Consider the following 16,523-nt stretch of genomic DNA (forward strand, 5'->3'; position numbering starts at 1 on the left):
GAGCATGTCCGATGCGTACCTCGATGAGATCTTCGGCCTCCGCGGGCGCACCGCGGTCGTGACCGGGGGAAGCTCCGGTCTCGGGCGGGCGATGGCGATCGCGCTGGGCCGGGCCGGGGCCCGGATCATCCTGGTGGCGCGGCGTCCGAAGCCGATGTCCGAAGTGGTCCGGGAGCTCGCCGGGCACGGCGCCGAAGGGCACGCGATCTCGGCCGATCTCGCCGACCGGGCGGCGCTCACGGCCGCCGTCGAGCAGATCAGGGACGGGTACGGGGATCCCGACGTGCTCGTGAACTCGGCCGGGGTGAACCGTCGACCGCCGATGGATGAGCTCACCGAGGATGACTGGGACGTCACGATGAGCGCAAACCTCACCGCCCCGTTCCGGCTCGGGCAGGCCTTCGGCCCGCGGATGGCCGCCAAGGGCTGGGGGCGAATCATCAATGTCGCGTCGCAGCAGGCCTTCCGGGCGTACGGGAACAGCGGCGCCTACGGGGTCTCCAAGGCCGGCCTGGTCGCGCTCACCCGTTCGCAGGCCGAGGCCTGGTCGCCGCACGGAGTGTGCTGCAACGCGATCGCGCCCGGAGTGGTGCACACCCCGCTGACCGAGCCCACCTTCGCCGACCCGGCCAAGGTCGCTCAGCACGCCGCCCGCGCGATGATCGGGAGAAACGGCGTACCGGACGATTTCGGGGCGTGTGCCGTCTTTCTGGCCAGCGATGCTGCCGTTGCCGTGACCGGCCAGACACTCTTCGTCGACGGCGGATACTCCGCGACTTGATCTATCTGTCCACCCCTTGCGCCCCGCGATAGAGTTTGCCCCGCTCATGACCTGGGGAGGTTCCGTGGCGGCGACAACCCTCCGCCGGCTTTACGCTGCGCTCGCGTTACTCGCGACCGCCTGCGCGCTGATGCTGGCCGCGCCGGGCTCCGCGGCCTACGCCGAGCCCAGTGGCGAGAGCGGCGGCAAGAAGCTCGAAGATGCCCTGGAGTCGGCGGCCAAGGGCCAGGCCGACGCCATCCAGAAGCTGAACGCGTCCAAGAAGCGCCAGTCCGACCTGCAGAAGCTGGTCGCCCAGTCGCAGGCCGGCGCGAAGGACCTCGAGGCGCAGGTCGGTGTCATCGCCAACCGGTCCTACCGCCTCGGCCGCACCAACACCACGACCATGCTGCTCGACAGCAGCTCGCCCGACATCTTCCTCGAACGGGCCGAGCGGCTCGACATGATGGCCCAGGTCGACGGGTCGACCCTGAAGAAATATCAGGACGACCTCAGCGCGGCCCGGCAGGCCAAGGCCGACATCGACCGCGAGGTGACCGAGCAGCAGAAGCAGGTCACCGCGCTGGGCAGGAAGAAGAAAGAGGCCGAGCTGGCGCTGGCCGGCATCGGTGGCGGCGCGACGGGCAGCGGCTTCCTCGACCCCCACTCGCCGCTGGCCAAGGCGGCTCCGCGCAACTCGGACGGGTCGTGGCCCAAGGAGGGCTGCACGATCAACGACCCGACGACCACCGGGTGCATCACGCCGCGCATGCTCAACGCCTATCAGAACGCCAAGTCGGCCGGGTTCACCCACTACGTGGCGTGCTTCCGGCATCAGGACAGCGGCGAGCATCCCAAGGGCCGGGCCTGCGACTTCTCGGCCCACTCCAGCGGCTTCGTCGACAAGGCCGCGACCGGCGCAGACAAGGACTACGGCAACCGGCTAGCGGCGTACTTCATCAAGAACTCCGATCGGCTCGGCGTCCTCTACGTGATCTGGTACCGGCAGATCTGGATGCCCGGCACCGGCTGGAAGGCCTACAGCGCCACCGGCGACGCGGCCGCCGTGCACACCAACCACGTACACCTGTCGGTGCTCTAGGTTTCGACGGCGAAGAGGTTTTTGAGGGCGGCTCGGTAGCATCTCCGCGATGGGAGCTCCGCCGCGTGCGCTGCCGTCCGCCCTCGCCTCGACACTCGTGTTCGGGGCCAGCGGGTCGGTGCTGGTCCTCGAGATCGTCGCGCTGCGCCTCGTCGGGCCGTACGTCGGCGTGACCCTGCAGGTCAGCAGCTCGGTCATCGGGGTCTCGCTGGCCGCGATCGCGTACGGCACCTGGCTGGGAGGCCGGCTGGCCGACCGTTTCGACCCGCGCGCCCTGCTCGCCCCGGCCCTGATCCTGGGCGCGATCGGCACCGCTCTCACCCTGCCGCTGGTCCGCTGGGCCGGGCAGATCCTGCGCGGTGGGGCCGCCCCGGCCGTGCTGCTGCTCGCCGCCATGGCCGTCTTCCTCCCGGCGTTCCTGCTCTCCACGGTCACGCCGATGGTGGTGAAGCTCCAGCTGGCCGACCTCAACCGGACCGGCGCGGTGGTCGGGCGGCTCTCCAGCATCGGCACGCTCGGCGCGATCACGGCGACGCTGGCGACCGGCTTCATCTTCGTGGCGGCCCTGCCGAGCAGCTGGATCGTGCTGGGCCTGGCCGGGCTGCTGGCGGTGGGCGGCCTGATCCTCGGCTGGCGGCTGCGGCGGGACGCGGGCGAACTGCCCGGCAGCCCGCGCGCCCGGGCGCTGCTCGGCGTGGTCGGCCTGGCGGCGGCCGGGCTGGGCGCGACCGCTCCCGACCCGTGCGACGTCGAGACGGCCTACCACTGCGCCTCGGTCGAGGTGGACCGGGCCGACCCGAGCGGGCGTCTGCTGATCCTCAACTCGGCCCACCACTCGTACGTCGACCTGAGTGACCCGTCGCACCTGGATTTCGCGTACGTCCAATGGATCGCGGCGGTGACCGACGCGCTGAGCCCGGGCCCCGCCTCGCCGATCGATGCCCTGCACCTCGGCGGGGGCGGCTTCACGATGCCGGAATATCTGCGGGCGACCCGGCCCGGCAGCCGCCAGCTGGTGCTCGAGCTGGACGGCGGCCTGGTCAAGCTCGACCGGCAGAAGCTCGGGCTGGTGACCGGGCCCGACCTGCGGGTCGAGGTGGGCGACGCGCGAGTCGGGCTGACCGCGCAGCCGGCGGCGGCCTACGACCTGGTGATCGGCGACGCGTTCGGCTACCTGGTGGTGCCCTGGCACCTGTCGACCCGCGAGATGATGGCCCAGGTCGCACGGACGCTGCGGCCGGGCGGGGTCTACGCCCAGAACGTCATCGACCATCCGCCCGACCGGTTCGTCAAGTCCGAGTTGGCGACCGTGGCGGCGGTGTTCCCGCACGTCGCGCTGATCGCCCCGCCGAAGGCGCTGTCCGGCTCGACCGGCTCCAACTTCGTGATCGTCGCCTCGAAGAGCCCGCTGCCGCTGACCACGATCCGCGCCGGGCTCGACCGGCACGCCAAGGAGCCGGTGACCCTGCTGCCGGACGGCTCGTTCGCCGGGCACGCCCGGGTGCTGACCGACGACTACGCCCCGGTCGACCAGCTCCTCGGATATTGAATCCGGACATAACTCCCAGTTTCGGGGTGCGGGGCTTCGCCGCCGGTGCCGCGGGTCACAATCGGCATATGGGGCGGACGGAGCGAAACGGTCAGGCGGGTCCGCTTCGCGTCGCGGGCCGGTACCGGCTCGTCGAGAAGCTCGGCGCCGGCGGCATGTCGGTCGTCTGGCGCGGCTACGACGAGGTGCTCGGCCGGCCCGTCGCGGTCAAGGTGCTGTCCCCGCGACTCGCCGGCGACCAGGCATTCCGCGACCGGCTACGCCAGGAGGCGCTCGCCGCCGCCCGGCTCGCCCACCCGCACATCACCGGCATCTTCGACTTCGGCGAAACCCCGCTCAACGGCGAACTCTCGGTGCCGTTCGTCGTCATGGAACTCAACGACGGCGAATCGGTCGCCGCCCGCATCGGCCGGCAGGGGTCGCTGGACTGGTGCGAGGCGGTGACGATCACCGCCGAGGTCGCGTCTGCGCTGGCCACCGCGCACGCGCGCGGGCTCGTGCACCGCGACGTCACACCGGCCAACGTGATGCTCACCGGCGCCGGGGCCAAGGTCGTCGACTTCGGCATCTCGGCCGCGGTCGGCCAGCGCGACGCGTCGCCCGACGGCAGCCTCCTCGGCACGCCGGCCTACCTCGCCCCCGAACGCCTCGGCGGCGCCCAGGTCGCGGCCGCCGCCGACGTGTACGCCCTGGGACTCCTGCTCTATCGCAGCCTCACCGGCCGGCTGCCCTGGCCGGCCGAGACCACCGCCGAAGCGTTGCGGGCCCACCTCTACGCCGCTCCCGACCCGGTGCCCGACCAGCCGGGGATGCCGTCCGCGGTCGGGTCGCTGTGCCTGCGCTGCCTGGCCAAGAACCCGGCCGACCGCCCGCGCGCGGCCGAGGTGGCCCGGTCGCTGGCCGCGCTGGTCGGGCTTCAGCCGGTCATCCCGTCGATCACCGCGCACGAACCGAGCGCGGTGCCGGCTCGCGGGGCGGCGACCCTGAACCCCGCGCGGCGAGGGCTCGGCCGCGCCGCTCTCGCTTATCTGGGACTTCCGGGCGGTACGCCGGGTCCGAGGCCGCGCACCCGCACCCTGCGACTACGCGCCGGACTGAGGATCGGAACGGCGCTCGGGATGGGCGGCGTACGGCCCCTCGGCGGCGGCGTCTTCGCCGGCCGCCGCCCGTCGCTGCCGGTCGTGTCGCTCCGCCATCGAGTGCAGGCGGTGATCGGCACCGTGGCCCTGGTGGTCGTCGGCGGTCTGGCCTGGTCGTCGTCGCGGGGCACTCCGGCGGTCGAACAGGCGCAAGCGGCCGGCACGGCCCCGGCGTCGGTGCCGCAGGGGACCGTCTGCGCGGTGCGCTACCAGCTCAAACGCGATTCGGGCAGCGACTACGAGGCGCTGCTGACGGTCGCGGCGACCGATGCCGTGGCCGGTCATCTCTGGCGCGTGCGGTTCGCCTATCCGGGGTCGCAGAAGCTGACCTCGCCCGAGAAGACGGTCGCCCAGAAGGGACACAAGGTCGTCGTCAAGGGGCGGGGAAAACTGCGGGCGTTCACGCTGCGAGGGGACTATCGCGGCGTGAACGCGCTGCCGTTCTCGTTCAGTCTCAACGGGCACCGGTGCCGGGCCGAGGTTCTCGGGAGCATGACCGGGCCCGCCTCCGACGACCAGCAGGGCGTGAGCGAAGCGGCCGGTAATGGGTCGACTGCCGGCCGGAGAGTCCCGTAGCTTTTCCTCGTTGTCTTCCCTGCAGCCGGATGGAGATGAGCATGTCTCTCACCATGGTGACGGTCCCCGCCCCGACGCGTGGGGACACCGCCCGGCTCTAGCCTCAGTCGCTGCCGGCCCGGCGGCCTTCTCACTCCTCGCGATGGGGCAGTCCCCCTCTTCCCCCTGCTTGAGGAGTTCTTCTTGCGTGCCCTTTTCGCCGTGCCCCTGGGCGCGGACTTCTGGAAACTGTGGGCCTCATCCGCCGTGTCCAACCTCGGCGACGGCGTCACCATGGTCGCCGGCCCCCTGCTCGTCGCCTCGATCAGCCCCGACCCGGCCGCGGTCGCCGGCGCCGCCTTCGCTCAACAACTGCCGTGGCTGCTGTTCGCCCTGATCAGCGGCGCCTGGGCGGACCGTCTCGACCGGCGGCGCCTCGTCGTGGCGGTCAACGTGGTGCGGGGCGGGGCTCTCGGCGTACTCGCTCTGGCCGTAGCCGCCGGCTCAGCCGGCGTCCCCCTGATCCTGATCGTCTGCTTCGTCCTCGGCACCGGCGAGACCCTGGCCGACACCGCGTCGGCCGCCTTCGTCCCGGCCCTCGTGCCGCCGGTGTCGCGGCCCCGAGCCAACTCGCTGCTCTACGCCAACTTCAACCTGATCAACCAGTTCGCGGCGAAGCCGTTAGGGGCGTGGCTGTTCGTCGTGGCCGCCTCCCTGCCGTTCGGCTTGAACGCGGCGACATTCGGCGTATCCGCGCTGCTCGTGGCCTCCCTCCGCCCGCTACCGGCAACGGGCCGCTCCGGCCGGCTGCGTTCGGAGATCTCCTTCGGGGTCCGCTTCCTGTTCGCCCACCGCCTGCTCCGTACCCTGGCCGTCACGATGGCCGTGGCCAACCTGGTCTTCTGCGCGGCGTTCGCGGTCTTCGTGCTCTACGCGACGCAGCGCCTGGGCCTGTCCGACATCGGGTACGGCGTGCTGCTGCTCGCCTTCGCGGTCGGCGGCTTCCTGGGCACCCTGGTCGCCTCCCGCCTGCTCCAAGCGGTCGGCGCGTCCCGGCTGCTCCGCCTCGGCCTGCTGGTCGAGGTGGCCCTGCACACAACCCTGGCCCTGACCACGAACCCGCTGGTCGCCGCCCTGATGATCGTCATCTTCGGCATCCACACGACGGTCTGGGGAGTGGTCGTGACGACCATCCGCCAGCGCGACATCCCGGCCGAGCTGTACGGCCGGGTGACCAGCGTCTATTCGCTGACCGACGTGGCGGGGGCGGCGCTGGGCTCCCTGCTGGGCGGCCTGTACGCCACGGCGTTCGGCCTGACCGCCACTTACGCCGCGGCGGCGGTGGCCATGTTGCTGGTGGCCTCGTTCGCCTGGCGCCCTCTCCGAGTCGCCACTGTTTGACCCTGCGTGAGGTCGACTCCTGGTTAGGCCTCCTCCGTCCACCAGCCCGGCCGTGTTCGGGTTGGTGGGCGGGGCCGGCTCGTGCGCCGATAGGGTCGAGCCATGTCGAGGCTTGCGGTAGTCACGGGTGGCGGCACCGGCATCGGCCGGGCGACGGCCGGCATGCTGGCCGGCGAAGGCTACGACGTGCTCATCGTCGGCCGCCGCGCGGACGTGCTGACCGACGCGGTGAAATGGATCGGCCCGCAGGCCACCGCGGTCCCGGCCGACATCGCAGACCCGGCCCAGATCCCCCAGGTGGTCGCGGCCGTCGGCGACCGCCCGCTCGACGTGCTGGTCAACAACGCCGGCGCCTACGTGGCCGGCCAGAACTCCACATTGGAGCAGGTGGCCGCCCACTGGCAGGCCAACTTCGAGTCCAATGTGCTGACCGCCGTCCTGATGACGACCGCCCTGCTGCCCTCGCTGCGGCGCCCCGGCGGCCGGATAATCCTGACCAGCTCGATCGCGGCTCAGAAGGGCGGCGGCGGCCCCTACTCCGCCGCCAAGGCCGCCCTGCACGGCTACGTCCTCGACCTGGCCACCGACCTCGGCGACCAGGGCATCACCGCCAACGTCATCGCACCCGGCTACGTAACCGACAGCGAATTCTTCGCCGGCCGCATGACCCCGGCCGGCCACGAAAACCGGGTAAACGCGACCCTCCTGAAGCAAGCCGGCACCCCCTCCGACATCGCCGAGGCCGTCCGCTGGCTGACCGGCCCCGGCGGCGGCTACGTCACCGGCCAGATCATCAACGTCAACGGCGGCTCAGTCCTGGGCCGCTGACCCACCCATCCGCCCACCGAGCCGGCTTCGTCAGCTGGCCTCTCGGCGGCCCGGCCGCTGCGCCCGCCGCGCGCCGATCGTGCCGGGCCGGCGGTCCCTCTTCTCTGGCCGGGTCGGCGGTTGTCAGTCGGCGTCGCCGGTGAACTTGCCCTCGCCGGCCTCGTTGCGCCGAAAGCGAAGCCCAGACCAGTGATCGTCGATCGCCACCTGACCGCACGGCCGCATGTCGAACTCGGCCACAATCGGCCACAGCGAATCCCGGTTGATGTCGGCCTTGTTGCCCTTCGGGTAGGCGACCCAGAACGCACCCGGCTTATCCAGATCGTCGTCGTGCTTCTCCAGTTGTTCCCGCGCCTGGGCCGCACTGCCGGCAAACACGACCGCCGTACTCGCCGTAGCCAACGTGTCGACCTCCCGCACGCCATCAGGCATCGGCGCCAGCAGCGCCAACCGCGCCGGGTCGGACAGCCAGACGGTGGTATGCGGCTTGATCAGCAGTTTCTCGGCAATCGTCTTCATGCCACCGACCCTCCCACCGCCAGATTTGTTGTTCAACGCAATGCCCGAAAACCCGCCGCCCAGATCAGCCCGCCTCGTCACCCGATCCTCGGGGATCTCTGGCCGTCCAGGAATCTCTGGCAGCTCGAACGTCTCTCGCGACTCGACCGTCAAGGACGTCTCGAACGTCCTTGGCGTCCTTGACGTCCCTGGCGTCCCTGGCGTCCCTGGCGTCAGGAAAGCCGCCGACCGCACGAAAATCCCCGGCGCTCTGGGCGTCTCCGGCAGTTCGGCTGCCGGCCGAGCCGGCGACCGGCCACCGCCCCACTCGCCGCGGTCGCCCGGGACCGGTTCGGCCACCCATCTGCACGATGCGCTCACGCGCGGCCCAGCGTCTGCGATCCTCCGCCGGATCGGGTGCGCGGAACTGAACAATCCGCGCCCCGCGCGCTGCCTCGATCGCGCTGTCGCCCGAACCGTCCCCGCTTTCGCCCAGGACCGGAAGACCACGTCCTTCCTCCTCGCGAATATCGAGCTGAAGAAGCCGAAGGCGACTCGCCGTCCGGGCGCCAGCATCACCCCGCCCATCGACCCGACCCGGCCGCCGCGCCTTCCGTCGCTGCCCACCTTCGCCACGCCGCCAGCCTCCAGCGCCCCGCTCATCTTCACCGTCGCGCAGGTCGTCAGCGTGGCGCGGGTCGGCAGCCTCGCGCGGGTCGGCAGCCTCGCGCGGGTCGGCAGACTCGCGCGGGTCGTCGGTGTCGCACCGGTCGTCGACAACGCGCCTGTCCTCAGTACAACGGCCACCTCCAACCCGTCCGCTGCCTTGATCGCGACGGCTTCCTTCAGCGCCTTCCAAACCCCTCTCTCGAGCACTCGCATCGCGGCCCAAGCACTCATCAAGCAGGCGATCCGCGTCGCGCAGGCGATCCGCACCCACCGGCGGCTGCTCGCTCACGCCCCGCAACTGGCTGACGCCACGCAACTGGCTGAGGTCGCGCGGATGGCTGGCGTCGCGCAGGTGGCTCGTGTCGCGCGCACGGAACCTCTCGCGCGGATCGCGCGGCCCGGCACTATCGCTCGGCGGACGGCCCGACTCCCGCCCGAATCGACCATCCTCTCCGGCGTCCGGGAAGCCTCGGCGCCGCCGCCCGCTGTTGCGCCGCTCATCGGCCGGCTGGAAGTGTCTCCGGCGGGTTGACCTTCGATTTTTCGGCACGATCCGCTCCTCTCCGAAGCTGGCGAACGGCCCGACTCTGGCGGGCGCGGCCGGATCGGCGTACGAGATCTTTTGAAGCTGTGGATAACTTTCTGGCCTGTGGATAACCGGGGTTTTGTCGGTGGCGGCTGATAGACATGCCGGGTGACCGAGACGACCCCCATCGTGGCTGACCAGGCTCAGCGAGCAGCGGTGCGCGAGCGTGCCGAGGAGGTGCTGCGCCGCCTCGCCGGCGAGCACGCGACGCTGCGAGAAGACCAGTGGCGCGCCATCGAGGCGCTCACGGTCGACCGGCGGCGGGTGCTCTGCGTCCAGCGAACAGGCTGGGGCAAATCGGCCGTCTATTTCGTGGCGACCGCGCTGTTGCGTGACGGCGTCACGGCGCAGTCCGGTGAGCGGGCGGCCGGCCCGACCGTGATCGTGTCGCCCCTGCTCGCGCTCATGCGAAACCAGGTCGAAGCGGCCGCCCGCGCGGGCATCCGGGCCCGCACGATCAACTCGGCCAACCTCGACGAGTGGAGCCTGATCCAGGCCGAGATCCGGCTCGGCGAGGTCGACGTCCTGCTGATCAGCCCCGAGCGCCTCAACAACCCCGATTTCCGCGACAGCGTGCTTCCCGATCTGGCCGCCACGACCGGGCTGCTTGTGGTCGACGAGGCACACTGCGTTTCCGACTGGGGGCACGACTTCCGCCCGGATTATCGGCGCCTGCGCCAGTTCCTGGCTGGGCTTCCTTCCCGTACGCCGGTGCTCGCCACAACGGCAACCGCCAACTCCCGGGTGACCGCCGACGTCGCCGACCAGCTCGGTGACGCGCTCGTGCTGCGCGGTTCGCTCGAACGTGACTCGCTCCGCCTGGCCGTGCTCGACCTGCCCGACCCCGCGCACCGGCTGGCCTGGCTCGCCGACCACCTCGAGCGGCTCCCCGGCTCCGGCATCGTCTACACCCTGACCGTCGCCGGGGCCACCGAGGCCGCCGACTTCCTGCGCTCGCGCGGCTTCGCGGTCGCGTCCTACACCGGCCAGGTCGACGACACCGAGCGCCGCGCGGCCGAGCAGGGCCTTCTCGACAACAAGCTCAAGGCCCTGGTCGCCACGTCGGCGCTGGGCATGGGCTTCGACAAGCCCGACCTCGGCTTCGTGATCCACCTCGGTGCCCCGCCGTCTCCGATCGCCTATTACCAGCAGGTCGGCCGGGCCGGCCGTGCGGTCGAGCACGCCGAGGTCGTGCTGCTGCCGGGCGCCGAAGACGTCGCGATCTGGCGCTATTTCGCCTCACTGGCGTTCCCGCCCGAGGACCAGGTGCGGTCGGTTTTGGCCAACCTGGCGCCCGACCGTCCGATGTCGACCCAGGCGCTCGAACCGCTGGTCGACCTGCGCCGCAACCGCCTCGAGATGATGCTCAAGGTCCTCGACGTCGACGGCGCCGTCCGCCGATCAAGGGGCGGTTGGCTCGCCACCGGCCAGCCGTGGACCTATGACACCGCTCGCCTCCGCCGGGTCGCCGAGGCGCGCACGGCCGAGCAGAACACGATGATCGAATATGCGTCGAGCGCCACCTGCCGCATGGAGTTCCTCCGGCGGTGTCTGGACGATCCGGAGGCCACGCCCTGCGGCCGGTGCGACAACTGCGCCGAGCCGCTGTTCGACGCCGAGGTGTCGGCCGCGTCACTCGCCGCGGCCAACGCGTTCCTGGGCAAGCCGGGTGCCGAGATCGCCCCGAAGAAGATGTGGCCCACCGGCCTGGCCGCGGTCGGCCTGTCGGTCAAGGGCAAGATCGCACCGTCCGAGCAGATCGAGCCGGGCCGCTCCGTCGGCCGCCTCTCCGACCTGGGCTGGGGCAACCGCCTCCGCGCCCTGGTCGCCGAGGAGTCACCCGACCAGCCGATTCCCAGCGACCTGGCCGCCGCCGTCGTCGAGGTCCTCAAGGCGTGGGCCCACGGCGACGACGCGTGGGCCCAGCGCCCGGCCGGCGTGGTCGCGGTCGGCTCGCGCCGTCACCCGCTTCTCGTGCAGAGCCTGGCCGAACACATCGCCAAGGTCGGCCGCCTCCCGCTGCTGGGCGCGCTGACCTCAACTCACGAGGGTGGTGGCGCCCGGGGCAACAGCGCCCAGCGGGTGCTGGCGCTGCACGACGCCTTCACGGTCCCGGCCGAGCTCAAGGCGCAACTGCCCACGTTGGCCGGCCCGGTGCTGCTGGTCGACGACCTGGTCGACTCCGGCTGGACGATGACGCTGGCCGGCCGAGCCCTGCGCCGCGCCGGCGCCGGCGCGGTGATGCCACTCGCGCTGGCCGTAGCCAACTGACGTCGCGCACGGCAAGGCAGCGGCCGCGCGGCGAGCTTGACGTCGGGCGCGGCGGAGGCAAGCTGACGGCGGTCGCGTCGCGAGCTGTCGGGCACGGCGGGCGGAGCTGGGCGCCAGGCGCAGCGAGCTGACGGCGGTCGCGTGGCGAGCTGTCGGGCGCGGCGGAGTTGCGCGCCAGGCCCGGCAAGCTGACGGCGGTCGTGTGGGCTGTGCCGCTGACGCGGTTGGGGACTGACGCTCGGGTGGGGGATGGCCGGCCATGGCCACCTCCGTCAGAATAGGGCGCAGTCCTTCAAATCGGGCAAACCAGGCATCCGAGACCCGGCGGCAGCTCGATACCGGTAGGGGGTATGCTCTGGGCTATGTCCGATGAGTCGACACCCCACGCTGGCCCGCACGGCTACTCCGGTGACAAGGCTGCCCTGCTCGGGCGTCTTCGCCGCATCGAGGGGCAGATCCGTGGCCTTCAGCGGATGGTCGACGAGGACACCTACTGCATCGACGTGCTGACTCAGATCTCTGCCGCCAAGAGTGCACTTCAGGCGGTGGCGGTCGGCCTGCTTGAAGATCACCTGGCTCACTGTGTCGTCGACGCGGCGCGGGCCGGTGACCCGACGGCCAAGGTCAAAGAGGCGTCCGATGCGATCGCGCGGCTCGTCCGCTCGTGACGGGCGTTTGTCTGAGAGGGGCTTTGCCATGGCTGTGACCAACATCTACACCGTGACCGGGATGACCTGCTCGCATTGCGTGCAGGCGGTGACCGGCGAGCTGTCGACGCTTCCCGGCGTCGAGGACGTGCGGGTCGACCTGGCCTCGGGCGCGGTGACGGTGACCAGCGCGGCACCGCTCGCCGACAACGACGTGCGGGCCGCGGTCGACGAGGCGGGCTACGAGCTGGCGACGGCCTGACGGCGGGAACTTTGCGGGCACGCCGACGGACCTATGAAGCGGGCACGCCGACGGGCATATGAAGACGACGGGCCTATGAAGACGAGGCGTGATCAGGGAGCAGGGGACGGCGGGGTCTGGCATGGCTGTTGATCAGGAGACGGAGGAGTCTCCGGGCTTCGGCCGGCGGCCGGCGAGCGGCGGGAAGGCGGCGGAGGAGAAGGCGACGTTCCGGCTGGCCGCCTACGGCGCGCTGCTCGTCGTCGTGCTGTTCGCGGGCTACGGGCTGGGCCGCCTCAACAGCGGGCCGACAGGCGCCGCCGACAGCACCAAGACCCAGAGCGCCGCAGGACCCGGCGAAGCCCCGACAAAAGAAGCCCCAACAAAAACGGCAAGCGGGGCGGCCGACAACAGCATGCCCGGCATGGCCATGGACGAGAGCGAACCCCACGCCCACAACGCCGACGGCACGGTGACTCAAACCGCGATCGCCCTTCCCGCCGGCTCGGTCGTCGGCGGCCTCTCGCTCAGCTCGGCCGGCCTCACCCTCGTACCCCTGGGAACCACCTTCCGGGCCGGCCGGATCCAGCGGCTCGGCTTCCGCATCGCCGGGGCCGACGGCGTGCCGGTCACGACCTTCGCCGTCGTCCACGACAAGCTGCTGCACCTCATCGTGGTCCGCCGTGACCTCACCGGCTATCAGCACCTGCATCCCACGATGGCCGCGGACGGCACCTGGACCATCGACCTCACCCTGGCCCGGCCCGGCATCTACCGGATGATCGCCGACTTCACCGCGGTCGTCGGCGGCCGGCAGATCGCGGCCGCGCTCGGCGGCGACCTCACGGTCGCCGGTTCGTACGCCCCGGCCCCGCTGCCCCCGCCCGCCCGCGCCTCGCGCACCGGCGGTTTCGGGGTCGTCTACGAGGGCACCCCGGACACCCGGTCGGTCCAGCCGGTCCTGATGAGCGTGACCGGCCCCGACGGCAAGCCGGCCGCCCTGCAGCCCTATCTGGGGGCGTTCGGCCATCTGGTGATGATCCGGCAGGGCGACCTCGGCTACGTTCACATCCATCCCGAGCCGCAACTGGTCGACGGCAAGGTCAAGTTCTGGCTGACCGCGCCGAGCCGGGGCACCTACCGGATGTTCTTCGACTTCCAGGTCGCGGGCCAGGTCCACGATGCCGCGTGGACAGTGACCATCAAACAGTGACCATCAAACAGTGACAATCAAGACAACATCTTTGAAAGGGCCGGCGAAACTCCCCACTCCTCGACCAGGGCCGCGTACTCGGAAAGCTGCGCCGATGTCGGGGCCGCGCCGGTCCGCCGGGCCCGCAGCATCAGGTTTCGGGGTGTGTGCGCCGAGTCGATGAACTCGACCACGTCGACCTTGTAGCCGTTGAGCCGCAGCAGCGACGCCCGCAGCGTGTCGGTCAGCACGTCGGCGAACCGCTCCCGCATGATCGCGTGCCGGGTGAGTTCCCCGAAGGGCGCCGGCGCCGGCTGGCCCTTCAGCTGGGCCGCGATGTCGTGATGGCAGCATGGGGCGGCGAGGACCCAGGCGGCCGACCATTCGACCGCGCGGGCCAGTGCCTCGTCGGTCGCCGTATCGCAGGCGTGCAACGCGAGTACCAGATCGGGCTGGAACGGCAGCGAGGCCGCGGAAATGGTCCCGGCCACGAACGAGACGTCGTCGGAACAGCCGAGTGCCGACGCGACGGCTGAATTCCGTACGCGTTGGTCTTCGCGCACATCGACCCCCACGACCTGGACCGAAACGCCCCGCCCGGCCAGATAACGATAGGCCGCGAAGGTCAGATAGGCATTTCCGCAGCCGAGGTCGACGACGCGCAGCGACGGCGGCAACTCCGCGGGAAGGGTCGCCTCGAGTGCGCGCAGAAAGGCGTCGATCTGCCGCCGTTTGGCCGCATTGCCGCCGATCACCTCGAAAAGCGGGTCGCCGGGATCGAGCAGCCACTGCTTGGCCCGGTCGTGTTCGGCCGACGACGAAGCCCGGGAAGCCGCGGCCCGGTGAATCTGCGCGTCGCCCTTCTTGGTGATGCGCACTTGAACGGTCGATGATGCCGTCTCCACATGCCAGTTCCCGAACGGCTCGGCGAGAAGCGAGTCGACCGCGGCGGCCGCCTCCGCACCGGGAACGACATTGCGGGTCGTCGGCCGCGCCCCGTCGTCGGTGACGATCTGCAGGCGCGGCCCGCCTTTCAGCGCGACCGGCCGCAGCTCGGCCCGGGTCACCGAAGGGGTGAAACCTCGCCGTCGCCCGGCCGCGACCGCGCGGGTCAGCCCCGGGTCGAGTAAGAGTTCACGGACTTCGGCGAGCACGTCGGCGAGCGGTTGTGGCATACACCCATTCTGCCTGGGCCCTCGGGCTCTTCCGTTCGCCGCCAAGTTGATCTATATATTGGCGCGGAGGTGCCTCATGTCGTACCGGGGCGACCCGCTCTCGGTTCGGCTGCGCGCCGAAACACGCGCCGCGCACGACGCGGCGCAACGAAGCGGTTTCCTTGGGTTACTCGCGGCGGGCCGCTTGCCCTTTGCGGCGTACGCGGACCTGGCCGCGCAACATTGGTTTGTCTACGAGGCCCTGGAACTGGCCGCCTCGGCGATGGCCGACGACCCGGTGGCCGGGGCATTCGTCGCGCCCGAACTGCACCGGCTGCCCGCGCTCGAATCCGATCTGGCGTTTCTCTACGGCCAGGGCTGGGAATATCGGATCGAGGCGTTGCCCGCGACCACGACCTATTGCACCCGGTTACGAGAGGTGGCGTTCGCCGGTGCGCCCGGTTTCATCGCCCACCACTACACCCGCTATCTGGGCGACCTCTCCGGTGGGCAATCTCTGGGTTCGGCGATCGCCCGTTCCTATCGTCTGTCCGGCGACGGCCACCGGTTCTTCGTCTTCGAAGGGGTCGACCCGTTCGGCTTCAAGGCCCGCTACCGGCAGATGCTCGACGCCCTGAACTGGCCGCGGTCGCGGGAGCGGCTCCTCCTGAGCGAGGTGGGCGAGGCCTACCGGCTCACCATCGGCCTGCTTACCGAACTGAAGGAGCGTTGGACATGAACCCGTTCCCGCCCGAGGCGGTCGCCGAGATCGCGGCCCACATGAACGGCGACCACGCCGAGGACAACCTGCTGATCGTGCGGGCGCTCGGCGGCATCCCGCAGGCGACGGCCGCCCGCATGTCCAGCCTGGATGCCGAGGCGATGGAGTTCGCCGCGGTGGTGGACGGCATCGAGGTCCCGGTCCGGGTGCCGTTCTCGGAGCGCCTCACCGAGCGCCGTCAGGTGCGCGCCGAGACGGTCCGCATGCACCGCGAAGCCCGCGCCGCCCTAGGCATCGACGTCTGACATGCGAAAGGCCCGGCCGACCGGCCGGGCCTTTCGCGAACAGATCAGACGGTGGTGCCGACTCCGGCCTCGGAACCGCCGGTCATGTCGGCCGCCCCGGAGCCGCTGCCCCGGTTGCCCCGCGTGCCGCGGCGCCGCTTGCGCTTGGGCTGGTCGGCGTCGTCGGAGTCCGGCTCGTCGTCGGCCGGGGCCGACGAAACGGCACCGGCGTGGTCACTGCCGTCGGAAAACAACGGCATGATCGCGGGTGCGGCCCGGCCACGCGTACGCGGGGGAGCCTCGTCCTCAGCCGCACCGGCGGCCGTCTCGGCCACGGGTGCCGCGGTGGCCTTGCGGCGGGTCCGCTTGGCGGCCGTCCCCAGTTCGGAAGCCGGGTCCGACTCGGCCGGTTCCTCCACCGGAGCGGCCGCGGCCGGCGCGAGGCGGCGGCTGCGAGTGCGCGGCGCGGTGGCGCCCTCGTCGGCCGCCTCCACCGACTCCTCGGCGACCGTGCGCCGGCTGCGCGTCCGGGCGACCGGCGCGGCCTCCTCAGTGGCGGATGTGGCGTCCGGTGATTCCCCGGTCACCCGGCGGCGGCTGCGCGTGCGAGCAGCCGGCGCGATGTCGGTGCCCGGGGAGTCGGTCGAGGCCGGCTCCTCGGTGACCGCAGGTGCGGTGTCCGCCGGCTCGTCGGTCACGCGGCGGCGGCTGCGGGTGCGTGCGGCCGGCGCGGTCTCGGCGGCCGGGGAGTCGGCCGAACCCGGTTCGTCAGTGGTCGCGGTGTCCGTCGGCTCGTCGGTCACGCGGCGGCGGCTGCGGGTCCGTGCGGCCGGCGCGGTCTCGGCGACCGGGGAGTCGGCCGAGGTCGGTTCGTCAGCGGTCGCGGGTGCGGCGTCCGTCGACTCGTCGATGACGCGGCGGCGGCT

Annotated in this window: 15 protein-coding genes; 13 read left to right on the forward strand and 2 right to left on the reverse strand. The window is 71.4% G+C overall.

Features of this window, described 5'->3' with window-relative positions; translation table 11 throughout:
* The first annotated feature begins 4 nt into the window (after positions 1-4).
* From AB0M88_RS15085 to AB0M88_RS15110, 6 genes are all read left to right on the forward strand, one after another.
* Positions 5-781, forward strand: a complete 777-nt coding sequence (locus AB0M88_RS15085; protein WP_364101155.1) for an SDR family oxidoreductase — start codon at positions 5-7, stop codon at positions 779-781.
* Positions 782-845: 64 nt separating this feature from the next.
* Positions 846-1,862 carry a hypothetical protein gene (locus AB0M88_RS15090; protein ID WP_364101158.1) on the forward strand — a complete coding sequence of 339 codons (1,017 nt, stop codon included), beginning with the start codon at positions 846-848 and terminating at the stop codon, positions 1,860-1,862.
* 49 nt (positions 1,863-1,911) lie between these two features.
* Positions 1,912-3,411 (forward strand): fused MFS/spermidine synthase, encoded by a 1,500-nt coding sequence (locus AB0M88_RS15095; protein WP_364101161.1) that lies wholly within the window; start codon positions 1,912-1,914, stop codon positions 3,409-3,411.
* Positions 3,412-3,479: 68 nt separating this feature from the next.
* The gene (locus AB0M88_RS15100; RefSeq protein ID WP_364101164.1) at positions 3,480-5,126 is read left to right on the forward strand and encodes a serine/threonine-protein kinase; all 1,647 of its coding nucleotides are present in this window, start codon (positions 3,480-3,482) and stop codon (positions 5,124-5,126) included.
* 183 nt (positions 5,127-5,309) lie between these two features.
* A complete protein-coding gene (locus AB0M88_RS15105; RefSeq protein ID WP_364101166.1) occupies positions 5,310-6,506 on the forward strand; it encodes an MFS transporter in 1,197 nt (398 codons plus the stop codon).
* Between the two features lie 102 nt (positions 6,507-6,608).
* A complete protein-coding gene (locus tag AB0M88_RS15110) occupies positions 6,609-7,334 on the forward strand; it encodes an SDR family oxidoreductase (RefSeq protein ID WP_364101169.1) in 726 nt (241 codons plus the stop codon).
* Positions 7,335-7,457: 123 nt separating this feature from the next.
* Here AB0M88_RS15110 and AB0M88_RS15115 read toward each other — a convergent pair whose 3' ends face one another.
* A complete protein-coding gene (locus AB0M88_RS15115; protein WP_364101172.1) occupies positions 7,458-7,853 on the reverse strand; it encodes a hypothetical protein in 396 nt (131 codons plus the stop codon).
* On the opposite strand from AB0M88_RS15115, the gene AB0M88_RS15120 reads away from it, so the two are divergent.
* From AB0M88_RS15120 to AB0M88_RS15140, 5 genes are all read left to right on the forward strand, one after another.
* Entirely contained in the window at positions 7,822-9,033 is a 1,212-nt protein-coding gene (locus AB0M88_RS15120; protein WP_364101174.1) for a hypothetical protein, read from the forward strand. The two genes, AB0M88_RS15115 and AB0M88_RS15120, sit on opposite strands and share 32 nt — an antisense overlap.
* Before the next feature lie 180 nt (positions 9,034-9,213).
* Positions 9,214-11,358, forward strand: a complete 2,145-nt coding sequence (locus AB0M88_RS15125; RefSeq protein ID WP_364101349.1) for a DEAD/DEAH box helicase — start codon at positions 9,214-9,216, stop codon at positions 11,356-11,358.
* A 362-nt stretch (positions 11,359-11,720) separates the two neighbouring features.
* The gene (locus tag AB0M88_RS15130) at positions 11,721-12,026 is read left to right on the forward strand and encodes a metal-sensitive transcriptional regulator (protein ID WP_364101177.1); all 306 of its coding nucleotides are present in this window, start codon (positions 11,721-11,723) and stop codon (positions 12,024-12,026) included.
* A 28-nt stretch (positions 12,027-12,054) separates the two neighbouring features.
* A complete protein-coding gene (locus AB0M88_RS15135) occupies positions 12,055-12,267 on the forward strand; it encodes a cation transporter (RefSeq protein ID WP_364101180.1) in 213 nt (70 codons plus the stop codon).
* Between the two features lie 121 nt (positions 12,268-12,388).
* Positions 12,389-13,459 carry a hypothetical protein gene (locus AB0M88_RS15140; protein ID WP_364101183.1) on the forward strand — a complete coding sequence of 357 codons (1,071 nt, stop codon included), beginning with the start codon at positions 12,389-12,391 and terminating at the stop codon, positions 13,457-13,459.
* A gap of 17 nt (positions 13,460-13,476) precedes the next feature.
* Here the strand turns inward: AB0M88_RS15140 and AB0M88_RS15145 are convergent, their stop codons facing one another.
* Positions 13,477-14,613: an SAM-dependent methyltransferase gene (locus AB0M88_RS15145; RefSeq protein ID WP_364101186.1), complete on the reverse strand. Its 1,137-nt coding sequence runs from the start codon at positions 14,611-14,613 to the stop codon at positions 13,477-13,479.
* Positions 14,614-14,689: 76 nt separating this feature from the next.
* On the opposite strand from AB0M88_RS15145, the gene AB0M88_RS15150 reads away from it, so the two are divergent.
* Positions 14,690-15,331 (forward strand): biliverdin-producing heme oxygenase, encoded by a 642-nt coding sequence (locus tag AB0M88_RS15150; RefSeq protein WP_364101189.1) that lies wholly within the window; start codon positions 14,690-14,692, stop codon positions 15,329-15,331.
* Positions 15,328-15,618: a DUF2470 domain-containing protein gene (locus AB0M88_RS15155; RefSeq protein WP_364101192.1), complete on the forward strand. Its 291-nt coding sequence runs from the start codon at positions 15,328-15,330 to the stop codon at positions 15,616-15,618. The genes AB0M88_RS15150 and AB0M88_RS15155 overlap by 4 nt, the downstream gene beginning before the upstream one ends.
* Positions 15,619-16,523: the final 905 nt, after the last annotated feature.

This window comes from Actinoplanes sp. NPDC051411 (genome assembly GCF_040682075.1).
Taxonomy (GTDB): domain Bacteria; phylum Actinomycetota; class Actinomycetes; order Mycobacteriales; family Micromonosporaceae; genus Actinoplanes.